Annotated in this window: 19 protein-coding genes and 1 tRNA gene; 13 read left to right on the top strand and 7 right to left on the bottom strand. The window is 62.3% G+C overall.

Annotated features, from left to right (window positions below):
• On the top strand, nt 1–2323 hold a 2323-nt coding region (locus AUR66_RS14385; protein ID WP_058572969.1), incomplete at its 5' end, for an ATP-dependent DNA helicase.
• The gene (gene cgi121 / locus AUR66_RS14390; RefSeq protein ID WP_058572970.1) at nt 2320–2814 is read left to right on the top strand and encodes a KEOPS complex subunit Cgi121; all 495 of its coding nucleotides are present in this window, start codon (nt 2320–2322) and stop codon (nt 2812–2814) included. The genes AUR66_RS14385 and cgi121, both read left to right, overlap by 4 nt.
• Nucleotides 2815–3035: 221 nt before the next feature.
• Here cgi121 and AUR66_RS14395 read toward each other — a convergent pair.
• Nucleotides 3036–3108: transfer RNA gene (locus AUR66_RS14395), tRNA-Gln, on the bottom strand.
• 132 nt (nt 3109–3240) lie between these two features.
• On the opposite strand from AUR66_RS14395, the gene AUR66_RS14400 reads away from it, so the two are divergent.
• Together AUR66_RS14400 and AUR66_RS14405 are read left to right on the top strand one after the other, a co-directional pair.
• Complete coding sequence (locus AUR66_RS14400) at nt 3241–3813, top strand: IMP cyclohydrolase (RefSeq protein ID WP_058572971.1); 573 nt, start codon at nt 3241–3243, stop codon at nt 3811–3813.
• A gap of 69 nt (nt 3814–3882) precedes the next feature.
• Nucleotides 3883–4542, top strand: coding sequence for a metallophosphoesterase family protein (locus AUR66_RS14405; RefSeq protein ID WP_058572972.1), 660 nt, complete (start codon nt 3883–3885; stop codon nt 4540–4542).
• 71 nt (nt 4543–4613) lie between these two features.
• Here the strand turns inward: AUR66_RS14405 and AUR66_RS14410 are convergent, their stop codons facing one another.
• Together AUR66_RS14410 and AUR66_RS14415 are read right to left on the bottom strand one after the other, a co-directional pair.
• Nucleotides 4614–5960: a tryptophanase gene (locus tag AUR66_RS14410; protein ID WP_058572973.1), complete on the bottom strand. Its 1347-nt coding sequence runs from the start codon at nt 5958–5960 to the stop codon at nt 4614–4616.
• A 287-nt stretch (nt 5961–6247) separates the two neighbouring features.
• The gene (locus AUR66_RS14415; RefSeq protein WP_058572974.1) at nt 6248–7426 is read right to left on the bottom strand and encodes an aspartate kinase; all 1179 of its coding nucleotides are present in this window, start codon (nt 7424–7426) and stop codon (nt 6248–6250) included.
• Nucleotides 7427–7611: 185 nt separating this feature from the next.
• On the opposite strand from AUR66_RS14415, the gene AUR66_RS14420 reads away from it, so the two are divergent.
• Complete coding sequence (locus tag AUR66_RS14420) at nt 7612–8040, top strand: hypothetical protein (protein ID WP_058572975.1); 429 nt, start codon at nt 7612–7614, stop codon at nt 8038–8040.
• A 96-nt stretch (nt 8041–8136) separates the two neighbouring features.
• Here AUR66_RS14420 and AUR66_RS14425 read toward each other — a convergent pair whose 3' ends face one another.
• Nucleotides 8137–9693: a DNA-directed DNA polymerase II small subunit gene (locus AUR66_RS14425; protein WP_058572976.1), complete on the bottom strand. Its 1557-nt coding sequence runs from the start codon at nt 9691–9693 to the stop codon at nt 8137–8139.
• Between the two features lie 79 nt (nt 9694–9772).
• Here AUR66_RS14425 and AUR66_RS14430 point away from each other — a divergent pair, with 79 nt between their 5' ends.
• A complete protein-coding gene (locus tag AUR66_RS14430; RefSeq protein ID WP_157533142.1) occupies nt 9773–10585 on the top strand; it encodes a S26 family signal peptidase in 813 nt (270 codons plus the stop codon).
• 63 nt (nt 10586–10648) lie between these two features.
• On the opposite strand, the gene AUR66_RS14435 is transcribed toward AUR66_RS14430, so the two are convergent.
• Nucleotides 10649–12250, bottom strand: coding sequence for a Cdc6/Cdc18 family protein (locus AUR66_RS14435; protein WP_058572977.1), 1602 nt, complete (start codon nt 12248–12250; stop codon nt 10649–10651).
• Nucleotides 12251–12625: 375 nt separating this feature from the next.
• On the opposite strand from AUR66_RS14435, the gene AUR66_RS21335 reads away from it, so the two are divergent.
• The 6 genes from AUR66_RS21335 (at nt 12626) to AUR66_RS14465 (ending at nt 19186) form a co-directional block, all read left to right on the top strand.
• Nucleotides 12626–12778 (top strand): hypothetical protein, encoded by a 153-nt coding sequence (locus AUR66_RS21335; protein WP_157533143.1) that lies wholly within the window; start codon nt 12626–12628, stop codon nt 12776–12778.
• Between the two features lie 1061 nt (nt 12779–13839).
• The gene (locus tag AUR66_RS14445; protein ID WP_058572979.1) at nt 13840–14481 is read left to right on the top strand and encodes an Era-like GTP-binding protein; all 642 of its coding nucleotides are present in this window, start codon (nt 13840–13842) and stop codon (nt 14479–14481) included.
• A gap of 6 nt (nt 14482–14487) precedes the next feature.
• The gene (locus AUR66_RS14450; RefSeq protein WP_058572980.1) at nt 14488–14880 is read left to right on the top strand and encodes a DUF2073 domain-containing protein; all 393 of its coding nucleotides are present in this window, start codon (nt 14488–14490) and stop codon (nt 14878–14880) included.
• Between the two features lie 48 nt (nt 14881–14928).
• The gene (locus AUR66_RS14455; RefSeq protein WP_082682225.1) at nt 14929–15939 is read left to right on the top strand and encodes an OapC/ArvC family zinc-ribbon domain-containing protein; all 1011 of its coding nucleotides are present in this window, start codon (nt 14929–14931) and stop codon (nt 15937–15939) included.
• Nucleotides 15940–16259: 320 nt separating this feature from the next.
• Nucleotides 16260–18818 carry a DEAD/DEAH box helicase gene (locus AUR66_RS14460; protein WP_058572982.1) on the top strand — a complete coding sequence of 853 codons (2559 nt, stop codon included), beginning with the start codon at nt 16260–16262 and terminating at the stop codon, nt 18816–18818.
• A 143-nt stretch (nt 18819–18961) separates the two neighbouring features.
• Nucleotides 18962–19186, top strand: a complete 225-nt coding sequence (locus AUR66_RS14465; RefSeq protein WP_058572983.1) for a hypothetical protein — start codon at nt 18962–18964, stop codon at nt 19184–19186.
• 122 nt (nt 19187–19308) lie between these two features.
• On the opposite strand, the gene AUR66_RS14470 is transcribed toward AUR66_RS14465, so the two are convergent.
• Nucleotides 19309–19506 carry a universal stress protein gene (locus AUR66_RS14470; protein WP_231727907.1) on the bottom strand — a complete coding sequence of 66 codons (198 nt, stop codon included), beginning with the start codon at nt 19504–19506 and terminating at the stop codon, nt 19309–19311.
• Nucleotides 19507–19560: 54 nt separating this feature from the next.
• On the bottom strand, nt 19561–20256 hold the full coding sequence (locus AUR66_RS14475; protein WP_058572984.1) for an Sjogren's syndrome/scleroderma autoantigen 1 family protein: 696 nt from the start codon (nt 20254–20256) through the stop codon (nt 19561–19563).
• A 152-nt stretch (nt 20257–20408) separates the two neighbouring features.
• Here AUR66_RS14475 and mdh point away from each other — a divergent pair, with 152 nt between their 5' ends.
• Complete coding sequence (gene mdh / locus AUR66_RS14480; protein WP_058572985.1) at nt 20409–21323, top strand: malate dehydrogenase; 915 nt, start codon at nt 20409–20411, stop codon at nt 21321–21323.
• Nucleotides 21324–21368 lie beyond the last annotated feature (45 nt).

Consider the following 21368-nt stretch of genomic DNA (forward strand, 5'->3'; position numbering starts at 1 on the left):
CGGCGAGAGCCTCGTCGCCGCCGTCCCGACAGCGAGTGGAAAGACACTCATCGCCGAACTCGCGATGCTGTCGAGCGTCGCCCGCGGCGGGAAAGCGCTTTACATCGTCCCGCTCAGAGCGCTCGCCTCGGAGAAGAAAGCCGAGTTCGAACGCTGGGAGGAGTACGGCATCGACGTGGGCGTCTCCACGGGGAACTACGAGTCCAGTGGCGAGTGGTTGTCGTCGCGCGACATCATCGTCGCTACCTCCGAGAAGGTGGACTCCCTCGTCCGCAACAACGCGGCGTGGATGGACCAGTTGACCTGCGTCGTCTCCGACGAAGTCCATCTCGTCAACGACCGAAACCGCGGCCCGACGCTCGAAGTCACGCTGGCGAAACTCCGGCGACTCAACCCGAGTCTGCAAGTCGTCGCGCTCTCGGCGACTGTCGGCAACGCGGGCGAAGTCGCCGACTGGTTGGACGCCGAACTCGTCCAGTCCGACTGGCGACCCATCGACCTGAAGATGGGCGTCCACTACGGCAACGCCATCAACTTCGACGACGGGAGTCAACGAGAAGTTCCCGTCGGCCGCGGCGACAGACAGACGCCTGCACTCGTCGCCGACGCCCTCGATGGCGACGACGCCGACGACCAGGGGTCGTCGCTCGTCTTCGTCAACTCGCGGCGGAACGCCGAGTCCGCGGCGCGGCGGATGGCCGACGTGACAGAGCAGTACATCACGGGCGACGAACGCGGTGAACTCGCGGAACTCGCGGCCGAGATACGCGACATCTCGGACACCGAAACGTCGGAAGACCTCGCAAAAGTCGTCGCCAAAGGCGCGGCGTTCCACCACGCTGGCCTCGCGTCGGAACACCGAACCCTCGTCGAGGACGCGTTCCGCGACAGACTCATCAAGTGCATCTGCGCGACGCCCACGCTCGCCGCCGGCGTCAACACCCCGAGTCGCCGCGTCGTCGTCCGCGACTGGCAACGCTACGACGGTGACTACGGCGGCATGAAACCGCTCGACGTGCTCGAAGTCCATCAGATGATGGGCCGCGCGGGTCGCCCCGGACTCGACCCCTACGGCGAAGCGGTCCTCCTCGCCAAAGACGCGGACTCCCGGGACGAACTGTTCGAGCGGTACATCTGGGCCGACGCGGAAGACGTGCACTCGAAACTCGCGGCCGAACCCGCCCTTCGGACGCACCTGCTCGCAACCATCGCGTCTGGGTTCGCCCACACCCGCGAGGGCCTCCTCGACTTCCTCGACCAGACGCTCTACGCGACGCAGACCGACGACCCCGAGCGGTTAGCACAGGTGACAGACCGCGTCCTCGACTACCTCGAAATCAACGGGTTCGTCGAATTTGAGGGTGAGACAATCAAGGCAACCCCGGTCGGCCACACCGTCTCGCGCCTCTACCTCGACCCGATGAGCGCCGCCGAGATTATCGACGGCCTCGAATGGGCGGCGAAACATCGGTCGGAGAAACTTCGCGCACTCGAAGGCGAGACGAATCCCAAACGACAACGAGAGTCCGACGCCACCGCAGGATTCCAGAAGGCCAGCGAGATGGTCACTGCCGGCGGAGACGGCGAGAACGACGGGTCGGACGACGAGTTCGAATCGGACCGCACGTATCCGACGCCGCTCGGCCTCTACCACCTCGTCTGCCGGACGCCGGACATGTACCAACTGTACCTGAAATCGGGCGACAGAGAGACCTACACCGAACTGTGCTACGAGCGCGAACCCGAATTCCTCGGCCGCGTCCCCTCGGAGTACGAGGACGTCGCCTTCGAAGACTGGCTCTCGGCGCTCAAGACGGCGCGACTCCTCGAAGACTGGGTCAGCGAGACCGACGAGGACAGAGTCACGGAGCGGTACGGCGTCGGCCCCGGCGACATCCGCGGGAAAGTCGAGACGGCAGAGTGGTTGCTCGGTGCCGCCGAACGACTCGCCAGCGAACTCGACCTCGACGCCGTCTACGCGGTGCGTGAGGCCAAGAAACGCGTCGAGTACGGTGTCCGCGAGGAACTGCTCGACCTCGCTGGGGTCCGCGGCGTCGGTCGAAAACGTGCCCGGCGACTGTTCGAAGCAGGTGTCGAAACGCGCGCCGACCTCAGAGAGGCGGACAAGTCGCGCATCCTCGCCGCACTCCGCGGACGACGAAAGACTGCCGAGAACATTCTCGAAGCGGCAGGTCGAAAGGACCCCTCGATGGACGACGTCGACGAGTCAGACGCGCCGGACGACGCCGTCCCCGACGACACTGGATTCGAAACGGCGAAAGACAGGGCCGACCAACAGGCGAGTCTGGGTGATTTCGAATGAGAGTCCTCGAAGCAGAAGCGACCGTCTCGGACCTCGACGCGTTCATCGCCACCGTCGGCGACATCTCGGACGACACGGGCGCGACGATTCAAGCGTTCGACGCCCGGTTCGTCGTCGGCCGCGACCACCTCGAACGGGCGGTCGAACTCGCCGACCGTGCCATCGCTCGCGGGAACGAAATCGCTCGTGACCGCGCCGTCGAGTTCATCCTCTACGCCAGCGGTCGCCGGCAAATCAACCGCGCGTTCGAGATGGGCGTCTCCGAGGGGACGCTCCCTGTCGTGATTGTCGTCGACGGCGGCGACGAAGGAGCGGCAGAGACGGCGCTGTTCGACCGTCTGGACCTCGAACAGGCAGAGACGCTCGACGACTACGACCGAGACCAAGTCTGTGACTTCTTCGACATCGGCGCGGCCGAAATCACCGCCGCCGACGGGGACATCCCAGCACTCGTCCAAGAACGCGTCGCACTCCTCACGGTCGACCGCTGACGCCGATTTGTAAAGGTCATCTCGACACCGATTCGACCGCTGTCGTGCGATTGTTCCACACGAAACGAACCCCTTTGGATTTTGAAAGCTACCCCTTCGTTTCAAGTGGAGACGAGGGGCGCGGAACCCCTGAGAGTGGATGTGAGAAACGGGAAGAATAGTCCCACCAGGATTCGAACTTCCGGGAGTCGCCTCCCGACGTTCGAATCGCGAGACCAGTATAGTCCCACCAGGATTCGAACCTGGGTCGTTGCCCCCAGAAGGCAACAGGATTGGCCACTACCCCATGGGACTTCGCATCACTTCGTACTTCACGAGTATTTGTAAACGTTGCGTGTCGGGGTTTCAATGCCAACTACTCACACACTGTCGGATAGACGTGCATAAACCGCCACCTATTTGCCCTCGTTCTATCCATTGTCGTGTATGTACGTCGGACGATTCGTCGTCGTCGGTCCCGGAATCGGTGCCTACCGCGTCTCCTCTCGGTCCTTCCCGAATCGACAGGTCGTCGAGCGGGACGGTACCCTGACCGTCGGGCCGACGCCCGACGCCCCGGAGACTGACAACCCCTACATCGCCTACAACTGCGTCCGCGAAGGTGGCGACTACGTCGTCGTCGGCAACGGGTCGCAGGTCGACCCCATCGCAGAGAAACTCGACATGGGCTACACGCCCCGCGACGCCCTCGCGGAGATTCTCCTCGCACTCGACTACGAGAAAGACGACTACAACACGCCGCGTATCGCCGGCGTCGTCGGCGCAGACGAAGCCTACATCGGCATCGTCCGCAAGGACGCCCTCGTCGTCGAGGAAGTCGACGAACCCACACTCGTCGCAACCTACGAAGAAGACGACCCCCGAGCGTTCGACCTGACGGCCGAGAACGCTGTCGACGCCGCCCGCGAACTCTACGACCACGAGTTCGAACACGCCGTCTGTGCCGCAGCGGCGACCGTCGGCGATTCGGTGGAAACGGCCTTCTACAACGGCGAGTAAGAGAGTCAGCGAACGACCGGCTTTCAGCCCGGCCACCACCTTTTCAATCACGCGACCGTACTGGTAGCTATGCGTCTGGGCGTCATTTCGGACGTGCACGGGAACCTGCCAGCACTCGACGCTGTTCTGTCGGACATGCCACCCGTCGAGCACGTCGTCTGTGCCGGCGACGTGGTCGGATACAATCCGTGGCCCGACGAGTGCGTAACCGAACTCGCGGAGCGTTCGGTCCCAACCGTCTCGGGGAATCACGACCGAGCGGTGACCGCTGGGACCGGCTTTCGGTTCAACAGTCTGGCCGCTGCAGGGGTCGACTTCGCCCGGGACGAACTCTCGCCGGAATCACTCGACTGGCTGACGTCGCTGCCGAAGACCCAGACTGTCTTCGACGGACACGTCAAACTCGTCCACGGCCACCCCAACGACCCTGACCGCTACACGTACCCCGACGATTTCTCCCCCAGTCTCCTCTCGGGTGAAGACCTCCTCGTCATGGGACACACTCACGTCCAGGGTCACGCCGTCTACGACGACGGCATCGTCCTCAACCCCGGGAGCGTCGGCCAACCCCGCGACGGCGACCCGCGGGCGGCCTACGCCGTCGTGGACCTCGACGCGATGGCCGTGGACGAACACCGCGTCGGGTACGATATCGACCGCGTGGCCGAACGCGTCACCGAGGTCGGACTGCCGGAACGAATCGCCACCCGACTCTACGAGGGCCGGTGAGCAGAACCGACGAATTCGAGACGAAGACGACGCGAAAACAGCGGTCGGCGTCGAACAGCGGTCGCCGTCGCTTAGTTCGAGACGGGTTCGAGTTTCGCCGAGAAGTGCCGGAGTTCCTTCATCGGCGGTTCCTCGACGATTTCGAGGCCGTGGTACTCCTCGGCCGTCTCCACCACCTTCGCCGCCGTCTCGGCGATGTGTTCGAGGTGTTCGTAACTGTAGGTCCGCCGCGGGAGAGCGAGACGGACGACGTCCGGGCGGTCGGTTCCGGGGAACGCGAATCCGCCGAGTTCGACGCCGCGGACGCCGCCTTCACGGTAGAGCGCACAGACGAGTTCCTGCCCCGGGAACTGGTCTTTCGGGATGTGCGGGAATATCTCGCCGGCGTCGAGGTAGACGGCGTGGCCACCCGTCGGGAGGTAGACAGGGACACCTTCTTCGGAGAGTAAGTCGCCGAGGTCGGCCACCTGTTCGACTCTGTCGCTGACGTACGGCGGCGAGACTGCTTCGCGCAGGCCGACGGCCATCGCCTCGATGTCGCGACCCGAGAGACCACCGTAGGTTGGGAACCCTTCGAAGAGAATCGCGCGCTGTTTGGCGTGTTCGAAGATGGTCTCGTCGCGCATGGCGGTGAACCCGCCGATGTTGACGAGGGCGTCTTTCTTGCCGGACATGGTGATTGCGTCGGCGTGGGCGAACTGTTCGCGAGCAATCTCTGCGACCGACTGGTCTTCGTACCCCGCTTCGTGTTCCTTGATGAAGTGGGCGTTCTCGGCGAACCGACAGGCGTCGATGACGAACAGGGCGTCGATGTCGCGGGCGAACTCGGCCACAGCGCGGATGTTCGCCATCGAGACGGGTTGGCCGGCGACGGAGTTGTTCGTAATCGTCTGGACGACGACCGGAATCGCGTCTGCGCCGACTTCCTCGACGAGGGCGTACCCCGCGTCGATGTCGAAGTTCCCCTTGAACTTCTCGTTCGAATTGGGGTCACGGGCGGCGGGCGACGGACAATCGACGGGTTCGGCACCCTGATTGACGACGTGTGCCCGCGTCGTGTCGAAGTGGGAGTTGTTCGGAACCACGTCGCCTTCTTCGAGAAGGACACCGTAGAGGACGTTCTCGGCACCGCGACCCTGGTGGGTCGGGATGACGTACTCGAATCCCATCACGTCGCGGACGGACTCGGCGAGTCGCGCGAACGATTCGCTGCCGGCGTACGCTTCGTCGCCGCGAATCATGGCGGCCCACTGCTCGGCCGACATGGTTCCCGTCCCAGAATCAGTGAGTAAGTCGATGTAGACGTCGCGAGCGTCGAGATTGAATACGTTGTACCCTGCCCGTTCGAGGGCGGCCTCTCGTTCCTCGCGAGAGGGAAGTTCGATGGGTTCGACCATCTTTGCTTTGTACGAGCGCATACCCGACACACGCCTGCGAATGTGAAGAATCGTATAGGCGGAAAAACGAGGGACTGCGCGCGTTTCTCGGCGTTCGTGGACGAGAGTGTACATCGGTGTGGACGCCGCTGTGAGCGCCGTCAGCGAACCACCTGTCGCCCAAGAAGTGTAACAGATATCGCTCAGGATGTCACCTATCGCGCACCCGTGGTCGTGCCTCCACGGCGACAGGTCGACAAAAGTACCCGGTGGAACGCCACCGGTCGACCGTCCAGACGGAGACGTCCGGACGGTGCAGCACTACGGCGTTAGAATTCCTGCTGGATGATTTTGAGTGTGTCTTCGCGGTCGTCCCACGCGACGAAGACAGCGACGGACGTCGCAGACGTGATGACGTCGTGGATGTTGATGCCGGCGTCGGCGAGGGGTTGGACGATGTCGAGGATGACGCCCGGTCGGTTCGGGAGTTCGCCGCCGGTGACGCGAATGACGGCGATGTCGTCTTCGACGGTGACCGACGAGAGTGCGTCGTCGGAGACGACCCGGTCGTGGAGGACTGCTTCCGCCTGATTGGCGTCGTCTTCGAGGACGTAGAACGTGATAGAGTCCATGCCGGAGGCGACCGAATCGACGTTGATTTCCTCGTCACGGAGGGCGACAGAGAGGTCCGCGAGGATTCCCGGTCGGTTGCGAATCGCCCGGCCCGCGACGGTGAGACAGGCCAGCGGTTCTTCCTGCATGTCGATGAGGTTGTGGAACTCGCCTTCGATGAGCGTCCCGCCGGTGAGCAGGTCACCGTGTTGGTAGTGGACGACGCGAACGTCGAGTGCTTCGTCCTTGTAGGAGAGCGCAGAGGGTGCGACGACTTCGGCACCACGGAACGAGAGGTTCCGGAGTTCGTCGACGGTGATGCGGCCGACGTTCCGCGCGCCCTCGACGACGCGCGGGTCCCCGGTCATGACGCCTTCGACGTCGGTCACGATGACGACTTCGTCGGCGTCCATGTACTTCCCGAGCATGACGGCGGTGGTGTCAGACCCGCCACGGCCGAGCGTCGTAATCTCGCCGGCGTGGTTCTGTGCGAGGAACCCCGTGATGACCGGGACGACGCCGTCTAACTCCTCGGCGAGTTCGGCGGCGCGTCGCTGGGTCTCTTCGACGTCGACTTCGCCGAGGTCGTTCGTGATGACCGGCCAGTCGTCGGCGCCGGGTTCGACGAACAGGGCGTCGACCCCGCGGGCGGCGAGGGCCGCTTTCAGCATCCGGACACTCGTCCGTTCGCCCATCGAGACGATTTCGGCCCGGTCTCTATCGTCTGCGTCGAACTGAATCTCGTCGAGCAGGTCGTCGGTCGTCGACCCCATCGCGGAGGCGACGACGGCTATCTCGTGTCCTTTCTCGACCGCTGCCGCGATGGAATCTGCGGCGCGGTTGATTCGGTCACCACTCCCGAGAGAGGTGCCACCGAACTTCGCGACTACGCGCATCGTTCCTCCGAATCGTGGTGCTTCGACGCTTGGTGCTCAATCATGCGAGGGGCTAACGCGGGGGGACGTATAACTATGTCCTCTTTTTCAACCGTTGCCGACATCCCGAAATACGGTTGCGAGACGGCCCTTATCCCCCGTCTCTCGGTACGGAGGTTTATCAACGAAGGAGCGGAACGTTCACTATGGAAGTCAGAGACGCCGTCGACTCCGACGCCGAAGCGCTCGCCGCCGTCGCGAACGCGCCGAGCAGAGCGATGCGTCGGTTGATACGCGACCGAACCGTTCGGGTCGCCACGGAGGACGCCGGTTCCGACCCGAACGTGGACGCGCCGGCGGCAGACGAACCGATTCTCGGGTTCGTCGGCTTCGACGTGCAGGAGGGCGTCGTCCACGTGACTCGCCTCGACGGCACGGAAGCGGCGGTGTGCCGCCTCCTCGAAGAACCCCTCCGGTTCGCGAGTGCAGAAGGTCTTCCGGTCGAAGTTCTCGTCGTCGAGTCCGAACCGTCGCTCCGCGAGGCAGTGACGAGCGCCGGGTTCGAACAAGTCGGCAACGGCCCGCGGTTCGACGGCTATCCGACGGTCCGCTATCGGTACAGCGAGACGGCGTAATCGACCGTCAGAACCGAGTGTTCGAGTGGAAGCGAAGGGGTCCAGTCGTCGGTGTCGACGGACCTGTCGAACTCAGCCCCGACGAGAAAATCCGGGTCAGGAGAACTTCCTGACCGTCATGTCCAGTGTGTCTAGGTCGACGATGGGTGCGTAGCCCGAGTCGGGGTCGATGTTGACGGACTTCTGGAAGTCGGTCTGGGACTGCCAGCACCCGGAGTTGACCGCGAGGACGTTGTGGTACTTGCCCCATCCGAGTTTGTGGACGTGGCCGGTGTGGAAGATGTCCGGTACCTGTTCCATGACGAGATAGTCGAGTTCTTCGGGCGCGAGGCGCGTGTGGCCACCGAACTGCGGCGCGACGTGGCGCTTCTTCAGCAGTTGGTACATCGCCTTGTGCGGTTCGTCGTAACTCGCCTTCTCCGCGGGGAGTTCGGCGATGACCTCGTCCAGCGAGACGCCGTGGTACATGAGGATGTTGACGCCTTCGAGCGTGACCATCGAAGGATTGCTCGTAATCGTGGCGTCGTGCGCAGACATGATGTCACGGAGTTCGTCGTCGAATCCCGGTTGTGGTTCCGCGAGGCGAACCGCGTCGTGGTTGCCGGGAATCATCACGATGTCGAGGTCACCGGGGACCGATTTGAGGCGTTCCGAGAACGCCTCGTACTGGTCGTAGATGTCGACGACGTCGAGTTCTTCGTCCTGATTCGGGTAGACACCGACGCCTTCGACCATGTCGCCGGCGATGAGGAGGTACTCGATGTTCGCCGCCTCTTCTGTGTGTAGCCAATCGGCGAAGCGGTCCCACGCTTCCGCCATGAACTCCTGACTGCCGACGTGCACGTCGGAGATGAGCGCCGCCTGCACGTGGCGGTCCGCGGTGTTCGGCCTGTGCCCACGGGGAACGTCCGGGAAGTGCATCGAGTCGACGAAGAGGATGCCTGCGTCTCCAGAGAGCGTCCCCTGGACCGCGATACACTCGTCCATGAGGAGTTCGTCGACGTACGCGGCGATGTCCTTGTCCTTCATCACGAGACACGGGAACGTCCCCGTCGTGTCTTCGAGTTCGACAATCCAGTGACCGCTCTTGGTCGAGCGAACGTCGTTGACGAGGCCGACGAGTTCGGCGTCCTCGCCGCCGGACATCTTGGAGATGGCCTTGGCCGGGCGGTGGTTGACGCGCCCGCGAAGCATCTTCGAGAGTTTCTCGTACCGGTCGCGGAACACCTTCACGAAGTCGTCGTACTCGCCGGTTCCAGTCGACTGACCGGTCATGTCGTTCGCGATTTCGAGCGACCGGAGCGCCGGATCTGTGTTTCGGCCGCTCCACGACCCCTTCGCTTCAGGTGGAGTTGTCTCACTAACAGGTTCGGTCTGGTCGGCCGGTGTTGCAGGTGAAACAGAGGGGTCTTTCTCGGGCGCACCGCTCGCAGGTTCGACCTCGGGCGGGTCCGCTTCGGGTGTAGACGCGAGCACCCCGCGGACGTGGTCGGCAGTGATTCGAAGCGCGTCGTCCGGGACTGACTCGACGACCTGGGCGAGTGTCACGCCCGGGTCGTCTGACCCAGCGATGAGCGTCACGGCCTCGCGTTCTGCGTTGTAGCCGCGACTGACGAGTGCCCGGACGATGCGCGCCGGCGTCTCCAGTGGCACACGGCGAAATCGGCGGAGCGGAGCAAAAAGGGTGCCGAAACCCAGAACGTTGAAACCCAGTCCGGGTAAATTGAGAGTGATGAGTGCCGACGACGGTCCCCCGGTCCCCAAATCCTCGCGGGGTGGGCCCGACCCCGACGAAGGGTTTCTCAAACGACTCCGAACCGCGGAGGATGGCCCACTCCTGTTCATCCGCGAAGCACTGGTCAGTGCCTTCGCGGTGCTCGCTGTCGGCTTGCTCCTGTTCGCCGTCAGTGGCGTCTGGCCACCCATGGTCGCCGTCGAGAGCGGCAGCATGGAACCGCACATGCACAAAGGTGACCTCGTGTTCATCACCGGACCGGAGCGATACGCGCCCGACGCGGCAGTCGAAGGTACGTCCGTCGTCACCGCCGAAGTCGGTGCCGACGTCGACTATCGAACGTTCGGCGGCGACGGCAGCGTCATCGTCTACGACAATCCAGGTGTCGGCGGCCCACCCATCATCCACCGCTCGATGCTCTGGGTCGAAGAGGGTGAAAACTGGTACGACAGGGCCAACCCCGACTACATGTCGGCGAGCAACTGCCAGCAACTCACCCACTGTCCGGCACCCTACGACGGGTTCATCACCAAAGGCGACAACAACGCGCGCTACGACCAGGTGAGCGGTATCAGCGAACCCGTCCGCCCCGAGTGGGTCCAGGGTGTCGCCCGCATCCGCATCCCGTTCCTCGGATGGGTTCGCCTGACCCTCGCGAGTACCATGTCGACGGCGACACCGGTGACGCCGGTGACTCTCGAACACGTACCTGTTTCAGTCGTGGAGGCACCTGTTCCAGTCGAACAAGCACTCTCGGCCTCAGTGACCAGCGACCCGATACACGTCACTCAGCCGTCGCTGGCAGCGTGAACCGACCGGAAAATCGCTCTTCTCCGTGTAGTGCAGCACTTCGCTGCGCTTCGGTGCTTCCACTCAGTTATCGAACCGAGCCTGCACGAACGGTTGGGCGCTCTCGATGTCACCGAGACGCGAGTCGGTGAGTAAGACGGCCTCCGTCTCGTCGATGGGAACTGAGAGGCTGATTTCCTTCGTTCGGCCGTACCGTCCCTTCGAGACGACGACGGCGTTGACGATGCCGAGCATGTCGAGTTCCGAGATGAGGTCCGTGACACGACGCTGCGTGAGCACGTCGGCGTCTATCTCCTCGCAGAGGCGCTTGTAGATGTTGAACACCTCGCCAGTGTTGATGTTGCGAACACCGTTCTTCTCGAGGAGGATGATAGCGAAGAGGACGATTTTCGACTGCGTGGGGAGCGTCCGGACGACTTCGACGACCCGGTCGAGTTCTATCTTGTCCTGCGCCTGTCGGACGTGTGCCTCTTCGACGGTGTCGGCCTGTCCACGCTCGGCGAGTTCGCCTGCGGTACGAAGCAAGTCGAGGGCACGGCGGGCGTCACCGTGTTCCTGCGCGGCGAACGCAGCACACAACGGGATGACGTCGTCGGTCAGTGCGCCGCCTTTGAACGCGACGTCGGCGCGGTGCTGGAGGATGTCTCGAAGTTGGTTAGCGTCGTACGGTGGGAAGACGATTTCTTCCTCGCCGAGACTCGACTTGACCCGCGGGTCGAGGAAGTCGGTGAACTTCAGGTCGTTCGAGATACCCATGATAGAGATACGCGAGTTGTCGAGTTCGGAGTTCATCCGCGAGAGGTTGTAGAGCGTGTCGTCGCCGGATTTCTCGACGAGTTTGTCGATTTCGTCGAGCATGATGACGACCACGCGCTCTTTGTAATCGACGGCGTCGAAGAACGTCGTATAGACCCGGTCTGTGGGCCACCCGGTCATCGGCACCGTCTCCATCTCGTCGGCGTCGTTCGAGAGTTCCTCGGCCCGTTCGTCTATCTCTGCAATCGAATCGTAGGGGGTATCTTCGAGTGCGTTCGGGTCTTCTGTCGCCCGTGTGCGCATCTCATCGAGTCGGTCGATCTCCGCCTCGATTCGTTCGAAGTTCTTCTCGATGAACTTGTTCGCGAGTTGGGCGAGGACACGATACTGCGTGTCCGTCACCTCGCAGTTGATGTACTCGACTTCACACGGGACGTCGTACTTCTGCGACGTCGATTCGAGTTCCTGACTCACGAACTTCGCGCTCGCAGTCTTTCCGGTCCCGGTCTTCCCGTAGATGAGAATGTTCGACGGCGTCTCCCCGCGTAACGCGGAGACCAGAATCGTCGCCATCTGGTTGATTTGGTCGGTACGGTGGGGGAGTTCGTGCGGCGTGTACGACGGCCGAAGCACCTCTTTGTTCTCGAAGATTGGTTCTCCGGCGAGGAGGTCGTCGAACAACCCTTTCGACTCGTCGTCGTCGTTCAAGACGACTTTGTCGAGACCAACGTCGGGGTCTTTGTGCTGGTCGACGTCGACGTCGTCCTCGTCCGGAACGTCGGCATCGGGGCCGATGCTCGCCTGGATATCGATATCCTCGGCGGATACGTCGGTCGATTCTGCGTCCCGTGCAGAACTATCCGCTTCTTCTGCTCGGTGGCCACCTCGTGAATTGTCGTCCTCACCCATCGTGAATACCCCTTCGTTTCAATTGGAATAGTCGCCCGAAACGGCCCTGAGAGAGCATGAGACCGGATATAACCGGCATCTGCTCGTGAAGCCACAGCAGGCGATTCCAGATGATGCAAAGGAACCAAACGAAGAGTTGGTACAAAAGTCTTACTTCTCCGACTTATCGGCCACTCGAGCGTGCAAAAATCGCGAGACCAGAAGGGTTTCGACAGGAGAGCTTCGGAGTCCCGTCTCGGCAGAGACGGTGCTGTCCGTCAGAATCACGTGACGACAGGTTCTGTTCGAGTGAACGTTCGATTCGGTTCGACTCGAATCGGTGTGTTTGCGACAAACTAATCACGTACTATCGGCAGGTTGCACACCCATCGGTCGGTGGTCATCACCGACGTCGACAATCGTGTAGATGTCGACAATCGCGCAGATGCCGACCTCGATATCGACTATCACGTAGATGTCGAACGCAGTCTGGGTATCGAAAGCGGCTGGTTCTCGGACGCACTCGAAGGAGCCACCGTGAACCGATGACTCGTTCGCGGAGTGCATCGCGAGCGCGCGCGAGTGCGCAGTTCCTCGACGGGAAGTGTCCCGAGACGTGTTTCGTGGTGGCGTTTGGACGAGCGAACGAGTTGGCGTTCGCCCACGGCGGGCCGAGCAAGTCGACGAGTCGTTCGCTTGGAGCGACTCCGACACGAAAAATCGCGTCCGTAACCCCCTTCGTTTCGTGTGGAGACGAGTGAATCGCTCTATCGAATAAATCAGGTAGTAGCAGCGTTCTCCTTCTCGTTTGACCCCCTCGTTTCCGCTGCAATTAACTGCCGGTTCTCCAGTTCGACAGGAAACCCTTGGGTCTCGATTCCCCCACACCCCTTTGTTTCGGGTGGAGACGACAACAGGTGGGGAGGGGGGTTCGGCGACTTCTAGAAGGCCGTGGTTTTATTACACTGGGATGCACACCATACCCGTAGTAGAGAAAATAGTGTTATTATTGGGTGGGTGTGGACTAGAATTAACAGTCGACCGCCGTCTAGCGGTTCACCCTCCCTCCCCTCTCGCGGCGTTCCACCTGAAACGAAGGGGTGGGGGTGTTCCTCCCCCCTGTTCACCGTCCGTCACCACCCGCTACCGTCGACTTCCACCTCGAGAGGTCGTCAGGCCGTTGGTCTGGTTCACTGTCCGACGAAACAGCCTCACTTTCACGTCGTCGTCGACGTTACCTTCTCTTCGTGTCTGTCGACGTTCCAGCGAGAGGACCTGCACGTCGACACGGTGCAGTCGCACTCTGACTGGTTTCCACGATAAACGTCCGTTACACGTCTGATAAACGTCCAATTATCCTCGCTCGTGTGCGCACACGGGAACAAGAAGTACACTTTCTCCCGAATTATCGGTCTGCACACGAACACAGGGGGTAAAATCGGTCGAATCGGTGAGTTTCGGGAGGTTCGACCCAAAGAGACGAACACACTCGGTTCTGGTAATTGTATCTGAAACTTGACTAGTGTCTGACGTAGTGCTTAAGTGAGTCCGGTTGGGTGATACCTCCATACGCCCTCCACGACGCGTTCGGGAGGTGCGGGAGGCCCAGGATGGGACTGCTCACAGATCTAAGAGACAGCATCTCACGAGTCGTCGACCGGCTCTTTTCGGAGAGCGAGCCGAAGCGGATCGGAATTTATGGCCCGCCCAACGCCGGGAAGACGACTCTCGCAAATCGTATCGCCCGTGACTGGACCGGTGACGCAATCGGTCCCGAGAGCCACATCCCTCACGAGACCCGTCGCGCCCGACGGAAGGAGAACGTGGAGATCGAACGGAACGGCAAGAAAGTCACCATCGACATCGTCGACACGCCGGGTGTCACGACGAAAGTCGACTACAAGGAGTTCCTCGAACACGACATGGAGAAAGACGACGCCGTCCGTCGGTCCCGCGAGGCGACCGAAGGCGTCGCCGAAGCCATGCACTGGCTCCGCGAGGACGTCGATGGCGTCATCTACGTTCTCGACAGCACGAAAGACCCAATCTCGCAGGTCAACACGATGCTCATCGGTATCATCGAGAGCCAGGACCTGCCGGTGCTCATCTTCGCAAACAAGATAGACCTCGAAGAGTCGAACGTCGAGCGCATCACCAACGCGTATCCGCAACACGAGACGGTCGAACTCTCGGCACTCGAGGGAGAGAACATGGACGAAGTGTACGCAAAAATCGCGGAGTACTTCGCGTGATTCACCATGCCTGAAGCAACGGCCTCCGACAACGGTTCTGGTGGGGTCCAGATAGACCTCTTCAGTGGAAATCGGATGGCAAACCTCACGAGCATGGAGAAGATTCGTCTCATCCTCGACGGTGTTCGCGATGGAAACATCGTCATCCTCGAAGAGGGTCTCTCGCCCGACGAAGAGTCGAAACTCATCGAAGTGACGATGGCAGAGATTAGCCCCGACGAGTTCAACGGCATCGAGATAGAGACGTATCCGCGCTCACAGACCGCAGACCAGAGTTTCCTCGACCGACTGATGGGTCGGCAATCGACGCAGAAACTCACGGTCATCGGTCCAGCGAACCAGATTCAGACGCTCCACAAAGACGAGAATCTCATCAGTGCGCTCGTCTCGCGAAAGTAGGGGTTCGCAAACGACCAATCACGCGCCATCCGGCGCCCACATTTACCAATGCCACATCAATGCACGACGTGCGGTAAGGTGTTCCCCGACGGCTCGAAAGAGATGCTCTCGGGGTGCCCGAGCTGCGGCGGTAACAAATTTCAGTTCCAACCCGCGTCTAGCGCCGGCGGCACTCCCGCCGACGCCGCGGGAGGCAGTGACGACACTCCTACGCAGCGCGGCGCCGGAACGCGGGACTTGACGTCCTCTGCGGCCGACGCCGTCCGTGAACGAGCGACAGAGACAGAATCCCGTCCCGACACCGGTGACGAGGAAGTGACGGTCAGCGACTGGGTGAACTCGAAGCGAGAGTCTGGAGCGTCGGCAGACGCTGCCAGACCTGATTCGTCGCGTGCGTCGTCGACTGACGCGCCGGCCGGTCCCGCGAGTCGTTCACCGAACGACCCCGCGAGTGATTCACCAAGTGCACCATCTGGTGAGTCGAGTAGCGACGACTCGTCGCGTGGGTGGGGCGAGTGGCCCACTGCGCCGAATAGTCCATCAGAGACCGAACCCGAACCCCCACGTGGTACCACTGCAGGCGAAGCGGCGGGGTCGGAAACAGCAGGTTCGTCGGACCACGCGCCGCACATCCGCGCACGAGAGACGGACGAGGATACGTCCCAGAGGAGCGCTCGAAGCGACGTAGTCACGCCGGAGGAACTCGCTGCTGCCGGTGCGAAACACCGTGAGTCCACCGAACGGACCGAACCCGGTGTCACTGCGTCCGACCGGAACGAGACACCAGACGAAGCAGAGGCGTCTGCACCACAGACTGCTCCGCCGGACGTCGACGGGACGACCATCGAACCGTCGTCCGACGAACGTCCTGACCTCGACCAACTCCGCGAGGAACTCAACGACCAGTTCGAGAGCATCAAGATCGTCAACCCCGGTCAGTACGAACTCAACCTCATGGAACTGTACGACCGAGACGAGTACATCATCTCGCTCCGTGAGGATGGCCGGTACGTCATCGAAGTCCCCGACTCGTGGGGTCCTGGGTCGCGAGAAGACTAACCTGTCTCCTTCACTTCTCGACTCGACGAATCAGTCCGGATCGGCTGGTCTTCCAGACGAGTAGGCACAATCGTTATATACGATAGTTGAGATTATATTCTCTTGGGGAACGCTATGTCCAACCCACGTACGAGTACAAGAGTCGCCGAGTGGGCGGCGCTCGTTGGAGCGTCGCTTCCGGAACCGCGACCAGACGACCCCGACTTCGACGCTGCCGACAGCGCACGGTGACGACCATCACCGACGCAGCGGACGGCAGTTCATTTCACTTTCACCGTGCTCTACGAACCCTTATCGGCCAGGGCACGTAATCCCAATCGATGCCGGCCTCTGAGGACGTCGCGTACGTCGACCACTCGCTACTCGTCCCGTCGTTCATCGAGCGACGACTCTATCAGATTCGACTCGCAGGCGCCGCACGCGACGACCACACCCTCGTCTGTCTGCCGACTGGTCTCGGAAAGACGACGGTCAGTCTCCTCGTCACCGCCGAGCGACTGTACGAAGTCGGTGGCAAGTCACTGTTCCTCGCCCCGACGAAACCGCTCGTCCAACAGCACGCCGACTTCTACCGTGAGGCCCTCACCATTCCCGACGACGAAATCGTGGTCTTCACCGGCGACGTTCGCCCCGACGACCGGGCGGAACTCTGGCAAGACGCCCAGATAGTCATCGCGACGCCGCAGGTCATCGAAAACGACCTCATCGGGAACCGAATCTCGCTCAGCGACGTGACGCACCTCACCTTCGACGAGTGCCACCGTGCCAGCGGCGACTACGCGTACGTCTACATCGCAGAACGCTACCACGCCGACGCGGAGAACCCACTGGTCACGGGGATGAGTGCCTCGCCCGGTGGCGACCAAGAGGCCATCCTCGAAGTGTGTGAGAACCTCGGAATCGCGGACGTCGAGGTGATGACCGAAGGCGACGCCGACGTCGACGAGTACACACACGACACCGACGTCGAGTGGAACCGCATCCAACTCCCCGACGAGATTCTGGAGATTCGCGACGCCCTCAACGAGGTCATCACCGACCGACTGGACAAACTCAAGCAGTTGGGTGTCGCGCGTTCGACCAACCCCGACGTCTCGCAGAAAGACCTCAACCGGATGCGTGCGGAACTCCAGCGTCTGATGAACGCCGACAAGTCGGAGGGCTACAAGGGCATGTCGACGCACGCGGAGGTGATGAAACTCCGGCGTGCGGTCGAACTCGTCGAGACGCAGTCTGTCGAGTCCGTCCGGCGCTACTTCGAACGCCAGCGAAACGCGGCCCGGTCGTCCGGGGCGTCGAAGGCGAGTCAGCGACTCGTCGCGGAACCCAAAGTTCGGGAGGCGATGCGGAAAGCGGAGTCGTTCGACGGTCTCCACCCGAAGTTCAGGAAGACGCGCATCCTCCTCGCCGAGACACTGGGTATCCACGACGGCGAACGCGTCATCGTGTTCACCGAGTCGCGCGACACTGCCGAGGCGTTGACCGAGTTCCTCTCTGAGAACTTCTCTGTCCGCCGATTCGTCGGTCAGGGTGACCGCGAAGGGTCAGACGGGATGTCCCAGAAGGAGCAACAAGAGACACTCGACAAGTTCCGCAGCGGCGAGTTCGAAGTCCTCGTCTCTACCTCTGTCGCAGAGGAGGGACTGGACGTGCCGGAAGTCGACTTGGTGCTCTTCTTCGAACCCGTGCCGACGGCCATCCGCTCCATCCAGCGCAAAGGTCGGACCGGCCGACAGGCAGACGGCCGCGTGGTGGTCCTCCTCGCCGAAGACACGCGCGACGAGGCGTACTTCTGGATATCGCGCCGACGCGAGAAGACGATGCAGAACGAACTCCGCGAACTCAAGGGTGCTGCGGCGGATATCGAGGCCGAACTCGACCACTCGCAGCGTGACCTCGCGGCGTTCGCAGGGAGCGAATCCACCGGAAACGATGGGGGAGACGCCGCGACGAACGCAGAAGCGGTGAGTGAACCTGCCGACACCTCGTCCGACGAGGCCTCCGAAACTGTCGCCGCTGCGAGCGCGAAGAACGGACAGTCCGGCCTCGCCGACTTCGGCCCATCGGACGAGCAGTTGGCACGGGTCGAACCCAGTGACGAGTCCGACGACGCCGAGGCCACGGGAGACGAACCCACTGACGACACTGACGACGTGAACGTCGACGCCGGCGACGACGACTCGACAGCAGACGACCAGGCGGGAACCATCGCGAAGGCCGGGGCCGACGACGGCGTCGAAATCGTCGTCGACCAGCGCGAACTCGATTCGAACATCGCGCGCACGCTCTCGAAGCGCGAGGACGTGACGACGCGACTCGAAACCCTCGCCGTCGGCGACTACGTCCTCTCGGACCGCGTCGCAGTCGAGCGAAAGAGCGTCTCGGACTTCCTCGACACGCTCACGGGTGGCGACCGCTCGCTGTTCGAGCAAATTGCCGACCTCACGCGACACTACGCCCGCCCGCTTCTCGTCGTCGAGGGACGGGGTCTCTACGAAGAGCGGAACATCCACCCCGGTGCGATTCGCGGTGCCCTCTCGTCTGTCGCCGTCGACTTCGGCGTGAGCGTCCTCTTCACCGAGGACGAAGACGACACCGCAGAGATGCTCGCGACCATCGCCACCCGTGAACAGACCGACCGTGAACGGAGCGTGAGCGTCCACGGCGGCAAGAGCGCCAAGACACTCGACGAACAACAAGAGTACGTCGTCTCCGCCATCGCCGACATCGGTCCCGTCACTGCGCGGACGCTCCTCGAAGCGTTTGGGAGTGTAGAAGCGGTGATGACGGCGAGCGAGGACGACTTGCAGGAAGTCCGTGGCGTCGGCGCAGTCACCGCCGAGCGAATCCGCGAAGTCGTCGGGTCGGAGTACCGCTGAAATTGACAGGATTCGCCGTCCCCGAAAACGCCGATTTCTCCCGAGATTCGATACAAAGACGGTAGTGATAGTCGTCGGTATTGGTCACTATTGTTGTGGCGGAAAAAACATTATATGGTCTGGGACTAAATTACTACTCGAACATGAGTAACTCTTCCTCGACCACCGAAACCCCGACCGGACAGCGCACGTTCTACGGCGAACCACAACACGAAGATAGCCACGTGAACGACCGAGACATCTTCTGTGCGGACGAATCACGCGACGACGAACGTGGTCTGTTCACCCAGACCTCGCACTACCTCGCTACGACCGACGAGGACTTCGCACACTCGACCGGAACGCAGCACACTGTTCGCGTCGCGTAAGCACCGCCGGCAAGTCGAGGAAGCGACTTTTCGCGGAGAAGTAGTACGTACTGCTACGGCATCGGCACCGTCCGATAGCCGTCGGTTTCGGTCGGCGTTCCACACGTCGACTGTGATGGTCGTCAGTTCTGGTTCGTCCGGGACGTCTGCCGAGGCGAGGCGTTCGCGGGCATCGTCGAGGATGGCGTCAGTCGCGTCAGTCTGTTGGTTTGTGAAGTGGACGACGTGGAGGCCCCGTCCATTCCGACGGCCATGTCGATGGCGAAGTCGAGGGCGCGCTTACTGGCGTCGGTGCCGTCGATGGGGATGAGAATCTGCATACCGAGTGGAGGGTTTGGGGAGGCGTCAGTTCTACTGACTCGCTGGCGTCCCGACTAGCGGTCCAGTGCGGCGATTGCTTCGGCCGCTTCCCGTGCTGCTGCGAGGAACTCGCTCGCGCGACGTGGGTCGTCTGTCGACTCTGCCTGTTCTGCGGCCCACGTCAGCGTCCGAACGAGTGACTCGCGCGCAGTCGAAACACCGTCAGACGGTGTCTGACGAGCCGACGAACTTCGTTCGTCGACATCGCTGGGCTGTGTCCGGCGGGCCGACGGGCGTCGCTCGTCGACGTCGCGTGACTCTGCCCGGGGGGCGGTTCGGGTGGACGACGACGCGCGCCTCGTTGCCGACGCCTGCGGGGGAGTTTCAGTGGGTTGTGAGGCTGTTTCAGCGGCGGACTGCGTCGCCGATGGGGTTCCTGCCGACTCGGCAGACTCGTCAGCGGTCTGTTGTTCGGTCGCACCCTCGGCCGCCTGTGGGGCCGATTCCGCCTCAGCGACCGCTTCGGCGGCGTTCTCGGCATCCGCGTCGGCGCTCGCAGCCGCCTGCCCTTGGGTCTGGCAGGTCGGACAGAACTCCTGTCCGTCGTACCGGAAGATGGGGTCGCCGCACTGGTCGCAGTGCTTGTTCGTCATCGTCGCGCCCTTGAGGAGCAACTCGCTCATCCGCTGTGTCGAGCGGCGTTTCTCCTCGTCGCGCTCGTACTTCTCCCGAAGTCGCTGACGTTCTGCCTCCTTGTCGAACTCGCTCATGTGGGTTTGGACGCCGCGTACGTCGAAAAACCCCACGGCGTAGACCGAGTGTGAGAGACAATTCGACAGTCGTCGAATTGTGAATCGACAGACAGTGCCACGGTGTTCGTTCCGAAACGTTTACTCGGAATCCACAGCGACGCTAATGTGGTATGACGAAAGTTAGCGTGATTGGCGCGGCCGGTACGGTCGGCGCTGCGGCTGGATACAACCTCGCGCTTCGTGACGTCTGCGACGAACTCGTGTTCGTAGACATCCCGAAGATGGAAGACAAGACGGTCGGTCAGGCGGCCGACACGAACCACGGCATCGCGTACGACTCGAACACGGTCGTCACGCAGGGTGGCTACGAGGACACCGCTGGGTCCGACGTGGTCGTCATCACGGCAGGCATTCCGCGCCAGCCGGGTCAGACCCGTATCGACCTCGCGGGCGACAACGCACCCATCATGGACGACATCGGCTCCTCGCTCGCCGAGTACAACGACGACTTCGTCTCCATCACGACGTCGAACCCCGTCGACCTGCTCAACCGACACCTGTACGAGACGGGCGACCGTGACCGCCACAAAGTCATCGGCTTCGGTGGCCGTCTCGACTCCGCGCGCTTCCGCTACGTCCTGAGCCAGCGCTTCGACGCACCGGTCAAGAACGTCGACGCGACCATCCTCGGCGAGCACGGTGACGCGCAGGTCCCCGTCTTCTCGAAGGTTCGCGTCAACGGCAACGACCCATCGTTCTCCGCCGACGAGAAGGACGAGATTCTCGGCGACCTCAAGGAGTCCGCCATGGACGTCATCGAGCGCAAGGGCGCGACCCAGTGGGGTCCGGCGACGGGCGTCGCACACATGGTCGAAGCCGTCCTGCACGACACCGGCGAAGTGCTCCCCGGTTCGCTCGTCCTCGACGGCGAGTACGGCTACGAGGACACCGCCTTCGGCGTCCCCGTCAAACTCGGCTCGAACGGCATCGAAGAGGTCGTCGAGTGGGACCTCGACGACTACGAGGCCGACCTCATGGACGACGCCGCCGAGAAACTCCGCGACCAGTACAACAAAATCGCGTAAACTGCACCGGGCCGTTCCACGCGACGAATCCGACCTTTTTCGACG

Source organism: Haloferax profundi (assembly GCF_001469865.1).
Classification (GTDB): Archaea; Halobacteriota; Halobacteria; order Halobacteriales; family Haloferacaceae; genus Haloferax; species Haloferax profundi.